Source organism: Levilactobacillus tongjiangensis, from assembly GCF_003946345.1.
In the GTDB taxonomy this organism is placed as follows: Bacteria; Bacillota; Bacilli; order Lactobacillales; family Lactobacillaceae; genus Levilactobacillus; species Levilactobacillus tongjiangensis.
Genome location: NZ_RHNY01000008.1, coordinates 122604 through 139591, shown reverse-complemented (window position 1 = coordinate 139591; position 16988 = coordinate 122604). Strand labels below are relative to the sequence as shown.

The 16988-nt window shown below is 47.9% G+C and carries 15 protein-coding genes and 2 tRNA genes; 2 read left to right on the top strand and 15 right to left on the bottom strand.

Annotated elements, in window-relative coordinates; all coding sequences use genetic code 11:
* The 7 genes from EKM75_RS12825 to EKM75_RS06710 form a co-directional block, all read right to left on the bottom strand.
* On the bottom strand, positions 1-678 hold a 678-nt coding region (locus tag EKM75_RS12825), incomplete at its 3' end, for a hypothetical protein (RefSeq protein WP_191988801.1).
* Between the two features lie 116 nt (positions 679-794).
* Complete coding sequence (eno, locus tag EKM75_RS06735) at positions 795-2114, bottom strand: phosphopyruvate hydratase (RefSeq protein ID WP_125693141.1); 1320 nt, start codon at positions 2112-2114, stop codon at positions 795-797.
* Between the two features lie 109 nt (positions 2115-2223).
* Positions 2224-2982, bottom strand: a complete 759-nt coding sequence (gene tpiA / locus EKM75_RS06730) for a triose-phosphate isomerase (RefSeq protein ID WP_125693139.1) — start codon at positions 2980-2982, stop codon at positions 2224-2226.
* 143 nt (positions 2983-3125) lie between these two features.
* Positions 3126-4328, bottom strand: a complete 1203-nt coding sequence (locus tag EKM75_RS06725; RefSeq protein WP_125683517.1) for a phosphoglycerate kinase — start codon at positions 4326-4328, stop codon at positions 3126-3128.
* 181 nt (positions 4329-4509) lie between these two features.
* Positions 4510-5520 carry a type I glyceraldehyde-3-phosphate dehydrogenase gene (gene gap / locus EKM75_RS06720; RefSeq protein ID WP_125683515.1) on the bottom strand — a complete coding sequence of 337 codons (1011 nt, stop codon included), beginning with the start codon at positions 5518-5520 and terminating at the stop codon, positions 4510-4512.
* 69 nt (positions 5521-5589) lie between these two features.
* A complete protein-coding gene (locus EKM75_RS06715; protein WP_125693137.1) occupies positions 5590-6618 on the bottom strand; it encodes a sugar-binding transcriptional regulator in 1029 nt (342 codons plus the stop codon).
* 224 nt (positions 6619-6842) lie between these two features.
* Positions 6843-6914 (bottom strand) — tRNA-Arg (locus tag EKM75_RS06710).
* 128 nt (positions 6915-7042) lie between these two features.
* Here EKM75_RS06710 and EKM75_RS06705 point away from each other — a divergent pair.
* Positions 7043-7642, top strand: coding sequence for an ECF transporter S component (locus EKM75_RS06705; protein WP_125693135.1), 600 nt, complete (start codon positions 7043-7045; stop codon positions 7640-7642).
* 79 nt (positions 7643-7721) lie between these two features.
* Here the strand turns inward: EKM75_RS06705 and EKM75_RS06700 are convergent.
* The 3 genes from EKM75_RS06700 to EKM75_RS06690 form a co-directional block, all read right to left on the bottom strand.
* Positions 7722-7793: transfer RNA gene (locus EKM75_RS06700), tRNA-Arg, on the bottom strand.
* An 88-nt stretch (positions 7794-7881) separates the two neighbouring features.
* Complete coding sequence (locus EKM75_RS06695; protein WP_125693133.1) at positions 7882-8607, bottom strand: LiaF transmembrane domain-containing protein; 726 nt, start codon at positions 8605-8607, stop codon at positions 7882-7884.
* Between the two features lie 7 nt (positions 8608-8614).
* Positions 8615-9058 (bottom strand): LytTR family DNA-binding domain-containing protein, encoded by a 444-nt coding sequence (locus EKM75_RS06690; RefSeq protein ID WP_125693131.1) that lies wholly within the window; start codon positions 9056-9058, stop codon positions 8615-8617.
* Positions 9059-9330: 272 nt separating this feature from the next.
* On the opposite strand from EKM75_RS06690, the gene clpP reads away from it, so the two are divergent.
* Entirely contained in the window at positions 9331-9927 is a 597-nt protein-coding gene (clpP, locus tag EKM75_RS06685) for an ATP-dependent Clp endopeptidase proteolytic subunit ClpP (RefSeq protein ID WP_048732353.1), read from the top strand.
* 235 nt (positions 9928-10162) lie between these two features.
* Here the strand turns inward: clpP and whiA are convergent, their stop codons facing one another.
* The 5 genes from whiA to uvrA form a co-directional block, all read right to left on the bottom strand.
* A complete protein-coding gene (gene whiA / locus EKM75_RS06680; RefSeq protein WP_125683505.1) occupies positions 10163-11101 on the bottom strand; it encodes a DNA-binding protein WhiA in 939 nt (312 codons plus the stop codon).
* A 2-nt stretch (positions 11102-11103) separates the two neighbouring features.
* Entirely contained in the window at positions 11104-12117 is a 1014-nt protein-coding gene (locus EKM75_RS06675) for a gluconeogenesis factor YvcK family protein (protein ID WP_125693129.1), read from the bottom strand.
* Positions 12114-12998 (bottom strand): RNase adapter RapZ, encoded by an 885-nt coding sequence (rapZ, locus tag EKM75_RS06670; protein ID WP_125693127.1) that lies wholly within the window; start codon positions 12996-12998, stop codon positions 12114-12116. Before rapZ ends, EKM75_RS06675 begins: the two co-directional genes overlap by 4 nt.
* A gap of 256 nt (positions 12999-13254) precedes the next feature.
* On the bottom strand, positions 13255-13800 hold the full coding sequence (locus EKM75_RS06665; protein WP_125693125.1) for an HdeD family acid-resistance protein: 546 nt from the start codon (positions 13798-13800) through the stop codon (positions 13255-13257).
* A 300-nt stretch (positions 13801-14100) separates the two neighbouring features.
* Positions 14101-16971, bottom strand: coding sequence for an excinuclease ABC subunit UvrA (gene uvrA, locus EKM75_RS06660; protein ID WP_125693123.1), 2871 nt, complete (start codon positions 16969-16971; stop codon positions 14101-14103).
* Between the last annotated feature and the right edge of the window lie 17 nt (positions 16972-16988).

Sequence of the window (16988 nt, the reverse complement as noted above, 5' to 3'; positions counted from 1 at the left end):
TGGCTTTGGTGCCGGCTCTGGCTTTGGTGCCGGCTCTGGCTTTGGTGCCGGCTCTGGCTTTGGTGCCGGCTCTGGCTTTGGTGCCGGCTCTGGCTTTGGTGCCGGCTCTGGCTTTGGTGCCGGCTCTGGCTTTGGTGCCGGCTCTGGCTTTGGTGCCGGCTCTGGCTGTACCAATACCCGAACGACTTCTGCCGAGGTCAAAACTACGTGGCTAGCCTCCTGATTAGCCTGGAGCTGATAGCCAGTTGGCGCAACCAGAAAAACACGTCCGCCCAATCTTAGTCCGGCATGAGACACCCGCGACCCCACTACGTGACCAAGTGTATCCACATACGTGATTGTCGCTTTCACCTTGTCCCCCGCCAAATAAGTGACAATCGTTGGTTGATGATAATCTTTTAATGGTACTGGTTTAGGAAGTTTCACCTTTAAAAGGCTCCCAATCTCTGGGAGTAACGCGACGTTAGTGCCACGAGTGGCAGCATCCGATACCTGTGTTGTCTCCCGGTAAACGGTCGTTTTGGAAGTACCATCCTCATCACCACCCTCAATTTGAAACCGAACAACATAGCTAAACGCCGGTATCGTTTCCGCCGCCCTGGCGGTCACACCGTTAAAACCAGCCGTTAGCACAACCACGCTCAAACTCACTAAACCAATCATTTTTCGCAATCTCATATAAATTCCCCCTCGTTACTGATTAACTCCGCAGAAATTCAACGAGATTTTTTTGGTTTCGAAAATAAAAAAAAGCAAGTCCATTTCTGGGCTTGCTTTCATCATTCACAGTTTAATTACTTGTTAACGATGGCCAAACGTGCGTCTTCGCTCAAGTTGTAGAAGGAGTGAATCCCTTTGTAGTTGGAAGTCTTACCTAATTGGTCTTCAATCCGCATCAATTGGTTGTACTTAGCGATCCGTTCGCCACGGCTCATTGAACCAGTCTTGATTTGGCCAGCGTTCAGCGCAACAACCAAGTCAGAGATAGTCGTGTCTTCAGTTTCACCAGAACGGTGAGAGATAACGGCCGTGTAACCAGCTTGCTTAGCCATTTCAACGGCTTCAACAGTTTCAGTCAAAGTCCCGATTTGGTTCAGCTTGATTAAGATAGAGTTGGCAACGCCCATCTTGATACCCTTAGCCAAGTAATCCGTGTTCGTAACGAATAAGTCGTCACCAACGATTTGAACTTTCTTGCCCAAACGTTCAGTAGCCATTTGCCAGTCTTCCCATTCGTTTTCATCCAAAGGATCTTCGATGGAAACAACTGGGTACTTGTCAACGATGCTTTCCAGCAAGCTAACGAATTCTTCAGCAGTGTATTCCTTACCGTCACCCTTAAGTTCATACTTCTTGGTGTCAGCATTGTAGAATTCTGATGAGGCACAGTCAAAGGCAATAGCAACGTCCTTACCAGGTACGTAGCCGGCGTTCTTGATTGCTTCAACTAAGATTTCGAAAGGTTCTTCGTTGTTCTTCAAGTCAGGAGCAAATCCACCTTCATCACCAACGGCCGTTGAGTAACCCTTTTCGTTCAAAAGGTTCTTCAAGTTGTGGAAAGTTTCGGAACCCATCCGAATAGCTTCCTTAACAGTCTTGGCGCCAACAGGCATGATCATGAATTCTTGGAAATCAACCTTGTTGTTGGCATGCTTCCCACCGTTGATAACGTTCATCATTGGTGTAGGAAGGACGTGACCATTGAACCCGCCTAAGTAGTTGTACAGAGGTTGGCCTAATTCGTCAGCAGCAGCACGGGCAGCGGCTAAGGAAACACCTAAGATAGCGTTAGCACCTAACTTACCCTTGTTTGGCGTACCGTCAAGGTCGATCATAGCTTGGTCGATGGCCCGTTGGTCGGTAACATCGTAGCCCACGATTTCCTTGGCAATCAGGTTGTTGACGTTGTCGACAGCCTTAGTAACACCCTTACCCATGAAACGACTCTTGTCGCCATCACGAAGTTCAACGGCTTCGTGTTCACCGGTTGAGGCACCTGAAGGAACGATTCCCCGGCCCATTGCACCGGCTTCAGTGTAAAGTTCAACTTCAACAGTTGGGTTACCACGAGAATCTAAGACTTCGCGTGCGTAAATATCAGAAATAATAGACATTTTTTGTATTCTCTCCTTAACGAATGTTTGGCTTCACGGGAACAAGACAACAATCCCATGCTTTATTCTATAAGTTTAACTTTGAACTTTCAATCACATTTTGATTGTTTTATAAATTTTGGTAGTTTGCAAGCTGAACAAATGACTCTTCGTTCAGGCTGGAACCGCCGGCTAGCACGCCATCCACGTTATCTTTGGCCATTAAGCCAGCAATGTTATCTGGCTTAACACTCCCACCATAGAGAACCCGAATGCCGTTAGCTAATTCATCTGAGTAAATGTCAGCTAATGTTTGGCGAATCAAGTAGCATCCTTCTTCGGCCTGATCAGTCGAAGCGGAGGTACCACTCCCAATCGCCCAGCTAGGTTCGTAAGCGACGACGATTTTAGCAGCGTCTTCCGCGCTAACACCTTTCAGTGCCGCGGAAACCTGGTTGACGACCCAATGGATCTTTTCACCAGACTCACGGCGTCCCATGGTTTCATCACAACAAACGATTGGCGTCATGCCATTTCGAAAGACCGCTTGGACCTTTCGATTGATGACATCGTCAGTCTCATTGAAGTAGCGGCGACGTTCGGAGTGACCCACGATGGTATACGGAATCCCCATTTCGTGGAGCGCCTTCGGGCTGGTCTCACCCGTGTAGGCACCTTCGTCTTCGTAGTAACAAGCCTCTGCGGCAATCCGCAGGACATCTTCAGAATTGGCATCTAACATGGTCTGTAAATCTAAAGCTGGTGCCGCAATCGCCGTTTCCACGACGTCTGAAGCGGGCAACTTTCCTTGCACAGCCTCAATAAAAGTCCGTGCTTCGGTGACCGTTTTGTTCATTTTCCAGTTACCGGCAATGAGTGGTATCCGCAACCTAATCCACCCTTTCTAAAAATAAATTGACTACGTTTCTCATCTTACCGAATTCCCACTGGATTAGCCAGCGAAGACCCTTCACAATGAGCAACCATCACAACAAAAAGCCGTGATGACAACCACCACAGCTCTTTATTAATCTACTTGTCAGAGATTGCGGCAATTCCTGGTAAGGTCTTACCTTCAAGGTATTCAAGGGAAGCACCACCACCAGTGGAAATGTGGGAGAGCTTATCAGCAACACCGAGTTGTTGAACGGCAGCAGTGGAATCCCCACCACCAACGATCGTCTTGGCTTCTGATAAAGTTCCAAGGAACTTACCGATCTCCAGAGTACCTTCGGCGTAGTTACTCATTTCAAAGACACCCATTGGTCCGTTCCAGACAACCGTCTTAGCGTCCTTCAAGACATCTTCAAATTCAGCGACTGACTTAGGTCCAATATCCAAGGCCATGTAGCCATCAGGAATTTCGCCATCAACCGTCTTGTGAGCGGCATCGTTGTCAAACTTCTCAGCAACAATGGAATCAACTGGCAGAACTAACTTGTCGCCAGCCTTGTCCAAGATTTCCTTGGCCAGGTCGATCTTGTCAGTTTCAACCAATGAGTTCCCAATCTTCATACCCTTAGCAGCGTAGAACGTGTAAGTCATCCCACCACCGATAAGAATCTTGTCAGCTTTGGCCAACAAGTTGTCGATAACACCAATCTTGTCGGAAACCTTAGCACCACCCAAAATAGCAACAAATGGGTGTTCTGGGTTGTCCACGGCACCACCGATGAACTTGATTTCTTTTTCCATCAAGAAGCCGGCAGCAGTTTGGCCCATGTTGGCAGCAATCCCTGCGTTAGAAGCATGTGAACGGTGAGCCGTCCCGAATGCATCGTTAACAAAGACGTCACCCAATGAAGCCCAGTACTTGCCCAATTCAGGGTCGTTACCGGATTCACGCTTAACGTTTTCGCCGTTCTTAACGTCTTCGTAACGGGTGTTTTCCATAACTAACACATCACCGTCGTTCAAACCGTCAATGGCGTCTTCAAGCTGTTTGCCTTCAGTCGTTGGGACAAAGGTAACTGGTTTGTTCAATAAGTTAGACAGACGTTCAGCAACTGGCCGCATGGACAGACCTGGCTTGTCTTCTTCCTTCTTGATCCGACCTAAGTGAGACAACAGAATTGCCTTACCACCGTTTTCAATAACGTACTTGATTGTTGGCAAAGCTGCCACGATCCGGTTGTCGTTACCAATGACACCGTCTTTGATTGGGACGTTGAAGTCGACACGCATGAGGACCTTTTTGCCCTTAACATCTAAATCAGAAACTGTTAATTTAGCCAATTTAGAAAAACCTCCTTGAATGGATATTATCTTTTAAGATTACTTTCACAATATACAGCACTTATTCTTGAATTTCAAAGAACTTGTGTGGAACTCACCCAACAAAAAACGCGACGGAGAAATTCCTCCCCCCGCCGCGTCTCATCGAGCTTATTTTACGACTTACGCCGCAACATTGGGATTAGAGCGTTGCAAAGTGCAATAACGTCCGTACCATGTTGCAAGTGAAGCCCCATTCGTTGTCGTACCAAGCAACAGTCTTAACTAATTGGGTGTCACCGGCAGTCGTAACTTCCGTTTGGGTTGGGTCAAAGACAGAACCGTGGTCATCATCGATGATGTCAGTTGACACAATTTCGTCACCGTTGTAACCAAAGGCATCGTTGCCTTCAGTGTGCTTCTTGATAGCGTCGTTGATTTCGTCAGCAGTAACCTTCTTGTCAAGGACAGCTACTAATTCAGTCAAAGAACCGTCAACAACACCAACACGTTGTGCATGTCCTTGTAACTTACCCTTCAATTCAGGGATAACCAAACCGATCGCCTTAGCAGCACCAGTTGAGTGAGGAATGGTGTTGATGCTTGCAGTACGGTTGTTACGCATCTTCTTGCCACGAGGTCCATCCAAAATCATTTGGGTAGAAGTGAAGGCATGAATAGTCGTCATCGTACCAGCCTTGATGCCGAATTCCTTGTTCAGGAAGTAAGCCATTGGGGCCAAGCAGTTGGTCGTGCAAGAACCAGCAGAAACGATAATGTCATCCTTCGTCAATTGATCCAAGTTAACGCCTGGAACAACAGTCGTGATAGGACCGGCTGGAGCAGATACTAATACCCGCTTAACACCAGCTTCGATGTGGGCGTGAGCCTTTTCTTCAGAAGTGTAGAAACCGGTACATTCGAGAACGAAATCAACACCGTCATTCTTGACCCAAGGAATGTTTTGCGCCTTTGGTTCAGCGTAAACAGGGTATTCCTTACCGTCAACCACGATACCCGTGTCCGTAGCAGAAACTTCGCCAGGGAAACGGCCATGAGTTGAGTCATACTTCAACAAGTAAGCTAACATTGAGGGTGTCGTCAAATCATTGATGGCAACAACTTCGATGTCGCTTGAGTGGAGTTCGTGAATCCGCTTGAAAGCCAAACGGCCGATACGTCCGAAACCATTAATACCAATCTTTACAGTCATACTGTGATTTCCTCCTTCAGGAAGCAAATAAAGAATAATTTTTTTAAAAAGCAATACAGATTTAGTGTATCACTTTTTTAAAACAAAGTCAGCAGCACCTTCATCAGTTATTAACCAAGTCTGTGCTGGCGCTAAGTGCATGTACGCTGCGATGGCAGCACCCTTTTCGGCACCTCCAGCAACCGCAACGACTAATTGCTTAGCGGCTAAATCGCCAATCTCCAGGCCAATCCGTGGAAATTTACTAACAACATGGCCCGCGTCATCAAAGAAATAACCAAAGGCCTCACCCACCGCGTGGGCAGCTGTCAAATCATCGATGACATGTGGCGTCATTTTCCGTCGCTTAGCCATGACTAGTGCCTGGCCAATCCCGTGAACGACCACATTACTGTGGGCAATCAACTGGAGCACCTCGTGAATCGATGGCTCCGCAAACAGCGGCTTGTACGTGGCACTAGTCAACTGCTCAGGAACGTAGAGTTGGCGAAAATCGCCGTTAGTTCGCTGAGCCATCCTTGCAGCAACTGCATTCGCCTGAATGGCGGGAGATTCACCCACGCCACCTCGAGCAGGCACAAACAGTAACTGTCGATTAGTTGCTAGCGCCGGGGTCAACACATCTGCCAGGGTCGCCATCGTATGACCACCCATGACCGCCAATGTATTCTGCCCAGCCGGCAGGTGCTCGCCAAGAATTTGGCCAGTCGCCTGTGCCATGCCAACCAATGATCCGGTTGCCGCGGTACTGTCTCCCGCCACGATTGTGACGTGAGCAATTCCCAGTTTCTTAGCCAAATCCTGTTCACGCTGTTGCCTACCAGCCAAATCGTTCATGACTGGAATCAAGCCGCGCAACACTCGCTGACCAGCGGCGGTAACCTGCATCCCCTTCACAGACATCTGAATGAAGCCCAGGTCCGCCAGAGAATCCGTTGTCGTGCGAACTGCTCGTTCCGAACAGTTCAGATTCAACGCCAAGGTTCGCCGCCCAACTGGTTGGAGATTTGCAACACCCTGTAGCATGCGGAAGCGGTTGGTCAGCTTTTCAACCATTTGGGGCATAATTGCTTCTACCCACTGCCAATCATCCTGCATCCTGCTTACCTCCTAGTGGGACAGTAACCGACCAGTGGTGGCTAAATAACGCCCACCCTGGTCAAAAAATTGAAGGCCAACCCAAGCCAACCTTACAGTTAAGCATTATATGCTCCAGCAGCCACTTTAGCAAGCACTTACACCGCTTAAATTGTGAAAGCCTTTACAAATAAGATAATAAAAAAACGAGCCTGAGAAAGCCTCAGACTCGACCGCTTTGCGAATGCGCCCGGAGGGAATCGAACCCCCATTTCAAGAACCGGAATCTTACGTGCGATCCATTACACTACGGGCGCATACCCTGTGCTAAACAACACATTGATTACTATAACTGATATTGGATAAAAATACAAGCCGATTTCTCTTTTCGACTCGAAAAACATGCTATAATAACGGCATTAACTTTTCGTGGAGGTTTCAACAGATGACGCGACATAAGACCTTTCGCTTGGTAGTGGATGCCCTACTGATGGCGATTGTTTTGCTCCAAAATATTTTACCCTTCCTGGGCTATATTCCACTGGGCCCCTTTAGCATGACCCTGATTGGTTTAACAGTCATTGTGGCTGGAACCGCGCTAGGCCCTAAGGATGGCATGGCCATTGGCTTATTCTGGGGACTGCTTACATTCATTCGGGCGTTTACCTGGCCCTCAAGCCCCGTTGCGCCCCTGGTCTTTACGAATCCATTGATTTCAGTACTTCCCCGATTCCTAATGGGACTGGCTGCCGGCGGACTCTTTCTGTGGGCGCGGCATCATCAATGGTCCGACCGTCACGCCATGCAACTAGGCGCTGGGTGTGCTGCCCTAGTCAACAGCCTCCTAGTTCTGGGACTAGTTTACTTATTCTACCAAACGCCCGAAGTAGCCTCAGCCTTCGGCGCAAAAGGCAACCAAACGTTAGGATACGTCCTAATGATTTCCTTAGTCACCAATGCCATTCCTGAATTCATCCTCGACATGCTTGTCGCCCCATTAATTGCGGGCCCGTTACGCAAACGTTGGGATCAACTGAATGTTTAACGTGCTACGTGGTGGGAGTTTCCCACCACTTTTTTTGGACAAAAAAAGTCGCAACGTCAGACAACGTCGCGACAACTGATGCGCCCGGAGGGAATCGAACCCCCATTTCAAGAACCGGAATCTTACGTGCGATCCATTACACTACGGGCGCAAAACAGCATCGGCTTTTTGAGCACCTAACTACTATACCTGATGCTGAATATAAATTCAAGGGGTCGGGTAAATATTTTCTACTGAGATTAAACGTAGATCAATGAGACATTGCCAAACGAAACACTTCCTTGAATCCGAATGACTGGACCATCCCCTGCTTCTTGAACCCCCTTCTCACCAACGGCACCGAAGCTCGTATCGACATCTGTCTCAATATTCCAAGTCCGTGGTAAGTAGAGCTCAATTCCACCAAATGAGGCATCTACGAGGATGGTCGCCCCGTCCTCACTCAACGTGACGTTATCCAGATAAACTTTGGCGTTCCCCATGTTGACCCGAATAGCTGCGCGCTGAAAGTTCGTTGACTGCAGATAGCGAATGCTACTACTCATATTCACATTCACCACGGCATCATCTTCCGTTAAGCTGGCAATATCTTCCTCCTGCCAATGGTGATTATCACCATGATGCCAAGACTTCTCAGCAAATCGAACTTGTCTCCGCCAACGCCACCGTGGCTTGATAATCATGGACAATCCCACCGTCAATAATAATGCAGCGCCTAAAATCGTCCAGGGTGCTAGCGTGGTGATTCCTAATGGCTTGGCAAAAATAATCGCCAGAAAAGCCAACGAAAACACCGTCCCTGACACGGCAAAATGAATCAGACTTTCCACTAGTGCTGCCACTAAAAACATGGCAACTAGTAGCGTCCAAAATCCAATGTGATACGTCAGAATGCCCAACTGACTAGTAACCAAAATACCGGCCGCTAGCACTAAAAAGACACCCCAAAACCAATTTCGATGCATAATTAACCTACCCCTTTCGCTCTAGCGCCACCTGCAGCCCCTTATAGAAACGGCGCGAGACGTAGAGCTGCTTGTGTGATTTTTGAAAGCGAACCAGATTTCCTGTCACCGACTTGGTGAGCGACAGAACTTGGTCACGGTTGAGAATGGCAGACTTGGAGACCCGTTGGAAGTTAGCCGGCAAATCGGTCGCCAATTCAGTCAGCGGTCGACGCGTACTGTACATCTCCGATGCAGTATGCACAGTCACCTGATGATCAGCCACTTCGAAGAATAAGACCTCCGCCAAATTAACCTGATAATGACTTCCCCGTTGACTCAATGTAAGAGTCAATGGTGGTTGAACCGCCATTAATGCTGCCTGCAGTTGGTCAGCTGATGCCGCCGTTGGTGCTTTGATCACCACTTCTGGTTCAGCCAACTCGCCATCAATTTCAACGTGGACCTTCAAGCTTCCACCCCCTTTTCGTTAATCCTAGTAAACCACACCTCTTCCAGAAATAAAATGGTCACAGCGTGAGTGGTCGGTCAGTTGACGTAAGTGGTCAAAAGATGTGACAGAATACGTGACGTTTAAGTAAACTCTGTTATGATAGTTTTAGTCAAAAGGTTAGGGGAATTAACAGAGTCTAATTGTTTGACCTACCCTGACCTTAGCGGTAAACTAGCACCATGTTAGCAAACTGCTAGCCATTTAAAAGCAAAAAGGGAGGCTATCTTGTCATGAATTTAGTACCAACAGTTATTGAACAATCATCCCGTGGCGAACGGGCGTATGATATCTATTCACGACTATTAAAGGACCGAATCATCATGTTATCAGGTCCCATCGAAGATGACATGGCCAACGCCATCATTGCACAGTTGCTCTTCTTGGACGCCCAAGACTCCACCAAGGACATTTCACTTTACATTAACTCACCTGGTGGTGTGGTTTCTTCCGGCTTAGCCATTTACGATACCATGAACTTCATCCAATCCGACGTTCAAACCATTACGTTGGGGATGGCAGCTTCCATGGCCAGTGTCTTGGCTTCATCTGGGACTAAGGGCAAGCGGTTTGCATTGCCTCACGCCCAAGTGATGATTCACCAACCATCCGGTGGTGCCCAGGGGCAACAGACTGAAATTGAAATTGCTGCTCGTGAAATCTTAAAGACTCGTCAATTGATCAACCAAATCTTGGCTGATAATTCCGGTCAACCAGTTGAGCGTCTGAATCAAGATACTGAACGGGACAACTACTTGAGTGCTCAAGAAGCCGTCGATTATGGTTTGATCGACCACATCATGACTAACAGTAGTGAACAAAAGAAGTAATTTCTTCAAAAAACCATTGGCTACCGGCCAATGGTTTTTTTATGCTTCCACAATAGCAACCACATCTGAAAATCTGCATCCCGGCGTCGCGGACAATTGGCCCACCAATTAGTTGCCTATATAATGGTAGCGTTTTCATTAATTTGTTGCTTCTCGGAACCAGTCAGGCCCCAGAATAAAAGCGTCACCGCCATTTCAGCAGGTTTCCTTGCCGAAATGTCAGTGACGCTTTTATTTAGGCCGAAGCCTCTTCCCTTAATTGTTTGGCATAATCATTGATCTTACGTAAACGATGGTTGATCCCAGACTTTGAGATTGGACCACCGGGTACCAGGTCGCCTAACTCTTTCAAGCTGACTTCCGTATGTGCTAGTCGGGTCTCTGCCACTTCCCGGAGCTTAGTAGGCAACTGCCCTAACCCCACGGTGGCCTCGATAAACTGAATATTATCGATTTGACGAGTCGACGCGTTGGCCACCTTATCCAGGTTGGCATTCTCGCAGTTCACCAATCGGTTAACGGAGTTCCGCATGTCCCGCATGATCCGGACATCTTCAAAGCGAAGCATTGCCGTCGTTGCGCCAATCAGCGAAAGAAAGTCCGCAATCTTTTCGGCACCTTTCAAGTAAGTGATGTACCCACTACGACGGACAATTGTCCGTGCATTTAAGTTATAACGGTTCATCATCTCAGCAATCATCTGGTTATGCTCCTCATACAAAGAGTAAATTTCCAAATGATACCGACTAGTCTCTGGATTGTTCACAGACCCACCGGCCAGAAAGGCCCCGCGAAGATAGGAACGAACCCGCATATCATCATCAAAGATTTCCTTTGGAACGGACTCCAAGAGCTGCATCCCATCGAAAATTCCCAGGTCAGATAAAACCTCAGTCACGCCGGTTTTAACCCGAACAATGTACAGATTATTCTTCTTTAGCTTCATTTTTCGGCGAACTAACAGTTCACTCTCTAAGTCGTAAAACTGTTTGAGCAACTGATACATCCGGCGAGCAATTGCTGGATTTTCCGTCTGCACGTTCAAGACAAAGCGGTGATTAGCAAGACCTAACGCCCCGTTCATCCGAATCAACGCGACCAGCTCGGCCTTTGCGTTCTCCCGATGAACTTCCAGGGTGGTTAATTCTTTTTTGACTTCACTGGCATACGACACCGTTAAGGCCTCCGTTTCATTCGATAACGTGGCTGTCCAATCAGATTCAAGAGTTCGTGAACGACCTCTTGCCCGTTGTGGAACGCCCCATTATCGCGTAGTTGTAAAAAGTCGGTCGAAATGACCCGGCACCCCTGATCACGGAGCCCCTGAAAATCATGTCGGACCGGTTGGGACATTTCGTCCCAGCGTTGGTAATCAATGTACTGGTCAGGTACTTTACGCGTATTGACCAATACAGTATCAATAAAGTTTGCGTTTAAATGTTTGTTCAAAACCCGCACGTGATCGGCGTCCGTGAAGTTTTCTGTTTCACCCTTCTGGGTCATGATATTGCAGATGTAAACAACTTCAGCAGAACTTTCTTTAACGGCTTGACCAACACTATCGATCATCAAATTAGGCAGGATACTGGTAAATAAGCTACCAGGCCCGAGCACAATTTGGTCCGCGTTCATAATCGCATCGATTACCGGCTGAGCTGCGTGGGGTTGCTGGTGATGGTCACTCGTCTCGACCCATACCCGCTTAATTAATTTGTGTGCGGCCGTGATTTCTGATTCCCCACTGAGCGTACTCCCATCATCAAACTGGGCATGCAACTCCAGCGGTTCATTGGCGGCCGGATAGATGTGACCGTTGACCCGCATTAACTTAGACAGCTCCTGAACGGCATCGAAAATTCCCCCACGCATTTCGGACAAGGCCGCAATGATTAAATTGCCAATCGCGTGCCCTGCAAAGAAGTCGTCAGTCGTTTCGAAACGGTATTGGAACAATTCCTTATAAATTGAAGGGAGCTCAGCTAGTGCCACCATCACGTTACGAATATCTCCAGGCGGCACCACGTTGACGTAGTGTCGAATGATACCGGACGATCCCCCATCATCAGCAACGGTGACTACTGCCGTAATATCCACGTCCTGATCGCGTAAATTACGCAAAATGACGGGTAGTCCCGTTCCTCCGCCAATGACCACAATTTTCGGTCGGCGGCTGTTCATTACCTCTCTCATGATCGATTAGCGGACTCCTTTCGCTTCTCAATATCGCGATGGGTCACGTGAACGGGATAAGTATCCCCTAAGGCCTTGCCGATTCGTTCCGTAATTGCAACGGACCGGTGCTGACCACCCGTACACCCAATAGCAATGGTAAGACTAGATTTTCCTTCTTTTTTGTAGCCCGGGACAATTGTCGTCAACAGGCCTAAAAATTGTTGATAAAACTCTTCGGTTTGTGGCTGACTCATCACATAATCGTACACCGGTTTATCCAATCCCGTCTGTTCTCGCAACTCTGGCAAGTAGTACGGATTCGGCAAAAACCGAACATCCATGACAATATCAGCATCAATTGGTAACCCATATTTAAAGCCAAATGACATCATCTCAATGTGAAAGGCTTGGGTCGTCTCGGTTTCATAATTGTGAAAAATTTCTTCACGAAGCTTACGAGGACTCAGCTTGGTCGTATCAATGACCAGCTGGGCCGCCTGACGAATGGGCTCCAACAGTTTACGTTCCCGCTGAATTCCTTCCATCACACGACCATTCCGTGCCAACGGATGAGAGCGCCGTGTCTCTTTGTACCGAGAAACCAATTCCTCGTCTGAAGCATCCAAAAATAACACCTGGGCGTTCATGGTCCCATGCACCGCAATATCATTCAGCATACGCACGATTTCATCGTAAAATGCCCGTGAACGTAAATCAATCACCAAAGCAATTTTCGATAATTTACCGGACTCCCGAACTAAATCCCAGAACTTTGGTAGCAACGAAGGGGGCATGTTATCAATACAAAAGTAGCCTAAATCTTCAAAGCTTTGCATGGCAACCGTCTTACCGGCCCCACTCATCCCGGTAATGATTACCAAATGGATTTCTTCAGTCATGGCTCTCCTCCTGCTCCTAAATTGAAACAATCTTTTAGCAGTATAACACACCGGGTGTGTCTTTTCCTAATGATTCCTGCAAATTAACCCCGAAAAAGTCGAAAAATACCGAACATTCTTTAAAAACTGCCTATCCATTCCGGTCACTCCCCTTGATGGATAAACCACAACTATCATAATGACACCACAAAAAAGCCAGTGCGAATCGCCACAACGGCTGAACTCACACTAGCTTTAATTGGCAATATTAGCGGGTCTAAGCCCGACTACGAGCAAACGCAATCCAGATAGCGTTCACACCAAAGATCACGAAGAAGAAGGCTAATAAGGCGTTCAAGGAAAGGGCCGCGACCACTGGGTGGACAAACAACATGATCCCCACAACTAACGTCACCACGTCCAAAACGATGGACAGCCAGTAGAAACCACCACCAAAGCGACGCAAATGACTGGCCACAACTAACCGTTCAACGGAATCAAAGATAAACCACAGGGCAAATAGGTAGCCCAATGAAACGATAGCACTGTCCATATCAAAGAAGAACACGAGTGCGATTAGGATATCCAAGATACCGAATGCAAGCGCAAAGTTTGCCCGCAACCCGGTGACATCGTGTAATTTTTTGTACCCAGCAATCGTGGTCAACCCACTCAGCAACGCCATGAAGGCAAAGATAATAGCTAATCCGGTAAGCCCAATTTTTGGTGAGCGAAAGAGGCCAAGGGCGGCAACTAAGAATAAAATGCCGAGAATAAACTCGCTCCAGTCAAATCCCCAACGCGACCGATTCATATCAAACATATTTGCATCTCCTCACAAATTCAGTCATTTGACGACTGGTTTCAATCATTGTACTGGTTTTCGCCGTTTCTCACAAGTTGTGGGGCACAAAAATCACCCCTATACGCCACACTGACTATTTTTAAACCATAAGTGAGCTGAAAGGCAATTAGCAGTGGCATGGTTAAGCGGACCTAACTGTCAGCTGATACCCGCTCCAGCAAGGTAACCTTGGAGACAAGAAAGGACCTGAGACTTTTGTCCCAGGTCCTTCACCCATTTAATAACTAGCCGAGAGTATTTCCCCGGACCAGTCTATAACTATTTATTAGCTTTAACTGGTTTTTGATCAGCCACCGTCCGAGCCTTATCCCGTTCCAAGACGGGCTTAAGGTACTTTCCAGTATAGCTGTCCGCCACTTCAGCAAGTTCTTCCGGTGTTCCAGTAGCAACAACGTTACCGCCGGCTTCCCCGCCTTCAGGACCCAAGTCAATCAGATGGTCGGCTGTCTTGATGACGTCCAGATTATGTTCAATCACCAGCACGGTGTTGCCCTTATCTACCAACCGGTGAAGAACGACCAACAACCGCTTGATATCGTCAGTGTGCAACCCGGTAGTTGGTTCATCAAGAATGTAAAAGTTCTTCCCGTTCTGCTGTTTGTGCAGTTCGGAAGCCAATTTCATTCGTTGCGCCTCACCACCGGATAGCGTCGTGGCCGGTTGACCCAACTTTACGTAACCTAACCCAACGTCTTGAATCGTCTGCAGCTTCCGCGTAATCTTAGGAATCGCTTCAAAGAACTTCAAAGCCTCACTGACCGTCATGTTCAGAACGTCCGAAATATTCTTCCCCTTGTACTCAACTTCCAGGGTTTCAGAATTGTAACGCGTCCCATGGCAGACTTCACAAGGAACGTAAACGTCTGGTAAAAAGTTCATTTCAATCTTCAAGATACCATCACCATGACAGGCCTCACAACGGCCCCCTTTAGTGTTAAAACTGAAACGTCCCTTCTGATAACCGCGAAGCTTCGCGTCATTGGTCTGGGCAAAGAGGGTCCGTACGTCGTCAAACACACCTGTGTAGGTGGCTGGATTACTACGCGGGGTCCGCCCAATTGGACTCTGGTCGATATCGACTAGCCGTTCAATGTTCTTCACACCCGCAATACTCTGATACTTCCCAGGCTTTTCTGAATTATTATTCAGCTTTTGTGCTAACGCCCGCTTCAAAATTGTATTCACTAGCGTTGACTTACCTGAACCGGAAACCCCGGTCACGACCACAAATTCACCTAGAGGAAAATCTACTGTAATATCCTTCAGGTTGTTCTCGGCAGCGCCAGTTACCCGAATCTCTTTGCCATTACCTTCACGGCGTTCCAAGGGAACTGGGATATACTGCTTACCTGCCAAGTATTGACCCGTTAAAGATTTGCGCGACCGCATCACCTGTTTCGGCGTACCGGCGGCCATCACGTGCCCCCCGTTCTCACCAGCACCCGGACCAATATCAACAATATAATCTGCGGCCCGCATCGTATCCTCATCGTGTTCAACCACAATCAGGGTATTACCAAGATCCCGCATTTGCTTCAACGAGGCAATCAACCGGTCGTTATCACGCTGGTGTAACCCGATTGACGGTTCATCCAGAATATACAACACACCGGAAAGGTTAGACCCAATCTGAGTAGCTAACCGAATCCGCTGCGCTTCCCCACCAGACAACGTCCGGGCAGAACGACTCAGCGTCAGGTAATCCAGACCCACGTTCCGTAAGAACGTCAACCGGTCCCGAATTTCCTTTAAAATTGGTTGGGCGATCACCTGATTTTGTTCACCGAAGGACAGGTCCTTAAAGAACGAAAGCTCCTTATCAACGGGCAAGTTGGAGACCTCACCAATGTGTTGGTGGTTGATCTTAACACTCAGGGCTTGCCGGTTTAACCGGTAGCCGTGACAAGTCTGGCAGGTTAACTCCGTCATGTACTTACGCATTACGTCCCGGGTAAATTCACTGTTCGTTTCATGGTAGCGCCGGTTAACGTTAGGAATGACCCCCTCAAAAGCCACGTCAATGTCACGCACGCCACCAAAATCGTTTTCATAGTGGAAATGGAACTCCTTGCCCTGAGAACCGTATAAAACCATTGCCTGGTCCGTCTTGGATAAGTCCTTAAATGGCGTATCCATGTCAACCTCAAAGGCCTCACAAGCCTGTTCCAATAAAGCAGGATAGTACTGTGAACTAATTGGATTCCAAGGCTCCAAAGCCCCTTCGCGCAACGTCTTAGTCCGATCTGGGACAACTAGATCCAAATCGACTTCCAACTTGACCCCTAGGCCATCACAGTCTGGGCAGGCACCAAATGGCGCGTTGAAAGAGAACAGGCGCGGTTCTAGCTCACCAACTGTGAACCCACAGACTGGACAAGCGTAGTGCTCGGAAAAAATCATGGGTTCCCCATCGATCAAATCAGCTACTGCATAGCCACCGCTCAACCGTAGCGCTGCTTCAAAGGAATCAAACAACCGCGACCGAATACCCGATTTAACCACAATTCGATCAATCACAATTGCAATATCATGGTTTTGATTCTTGTTTAATTCAGGCACATCATCTAAGTCCATGGTCTCACCATCGACCCGAACCCGGACAAAACCCTCACGCTGAATCTTTTCAAAAATCTTTTTATGTTGCCCCTTCTTCCCCCGCACAATGGGCGAAAGAATCTGAAGTTTGGTCCGCTCCGGTAGATCTAGGATCTGGTCAACCATTTGTTCAACACTTTGACTCGTGATTTCCGTACCATCGTTCGGACAGATAGGCGTCCCTACCCGAGCCCAGAGCAGACGCAAGTAATCGTTGATTTCAGTGACCGTTCCCACGGTGGAGCGGGGGTTCTTAGACGTGGTCTTTTGATCAATAGAGATGGCCGGGCTTAACCCATCGATAGAATCAACATCCGGCTTATCCATTTGACCCAAGAACTGTCGTGCGTATGACGACAAGCTTTCCACGTAACGTCGTTGGCCTTCAGCATAGAGGGTGTCGAAGGCGAGGGAACTCTTCCCAGAACCTGACAACCCACTGATGACGACCAACTTGTTTTTTGGAATCGTAACGTCGATATCCTTTAAATTGTGGGCCCGTGCCCCGTGAATCACAATTTTATCATTTACCAATTGCTTGTCTCCTCACC

Bases quoted from the DNA above. Each gene is read 5' to 3' on its own strand.
- EKM75_RS06705 (WP_125693135.1), top strand. From the start codon at position 7,043: ATGACGCGACATAAGACCTTTCGCTTGGTAGTGGATGCCCTACTGATG.
- EKM75_RS06675 (WP_125693129.1), bottom strand. From the start codon at position 12,117: ATGAGAGAGGTAATGAACAGCCGCCGACCGAAAATTGTGGTCATTGGC.
- eno (WP_125693141.1), bottom strand. From the start codon at position 2,114: ATGTCTATTATTTCTGATATTTACGCACGCGAAGTCTTAGATTCTCGT.
- gap (WP_125683515.1), bottom strand. From the start codon at position 5,520: ATGACTGTAAAGATTGGTATTAATGGTTTCGGACGTATCGGCCGTTTG.
- EKM75_RS06715 (WP_125693137.1), bottom strand. From the start codon at position 6,618: ATGCAGGATGATTGGCAGTGGGTAGAAGCAATTATGCCCCAAATGGTT.
- rapZ (WP_125693127.1), bottom strand. From the start codon at position 12,998: ATGACTGAAGAAATCCATTTGGTAATCATTACCGGGATGAGTGGGGCC.
- clpP (WP_048732353.1), top strand. From the start codon at position 9,331: ATGAATTTAGTACCAACAGTTATTGAACAATCATCCCGTGGCGAACGG.
- EKM75_RS06695 (WP_125693133.1), bottom strand. From the start codon at position 8,607: ATGCATCGAAATTGGTTTTGGGGTGTCTTTTTAGTGCTAGCGGCCGGT.
- EKM75_RS06665 (WP_125693125.1), bottom strand. From the start codon at position 13,800: ATGTTTGATATGAATCGGTCGCGTTGGGGATTTGACTGGAGCGAGTTT.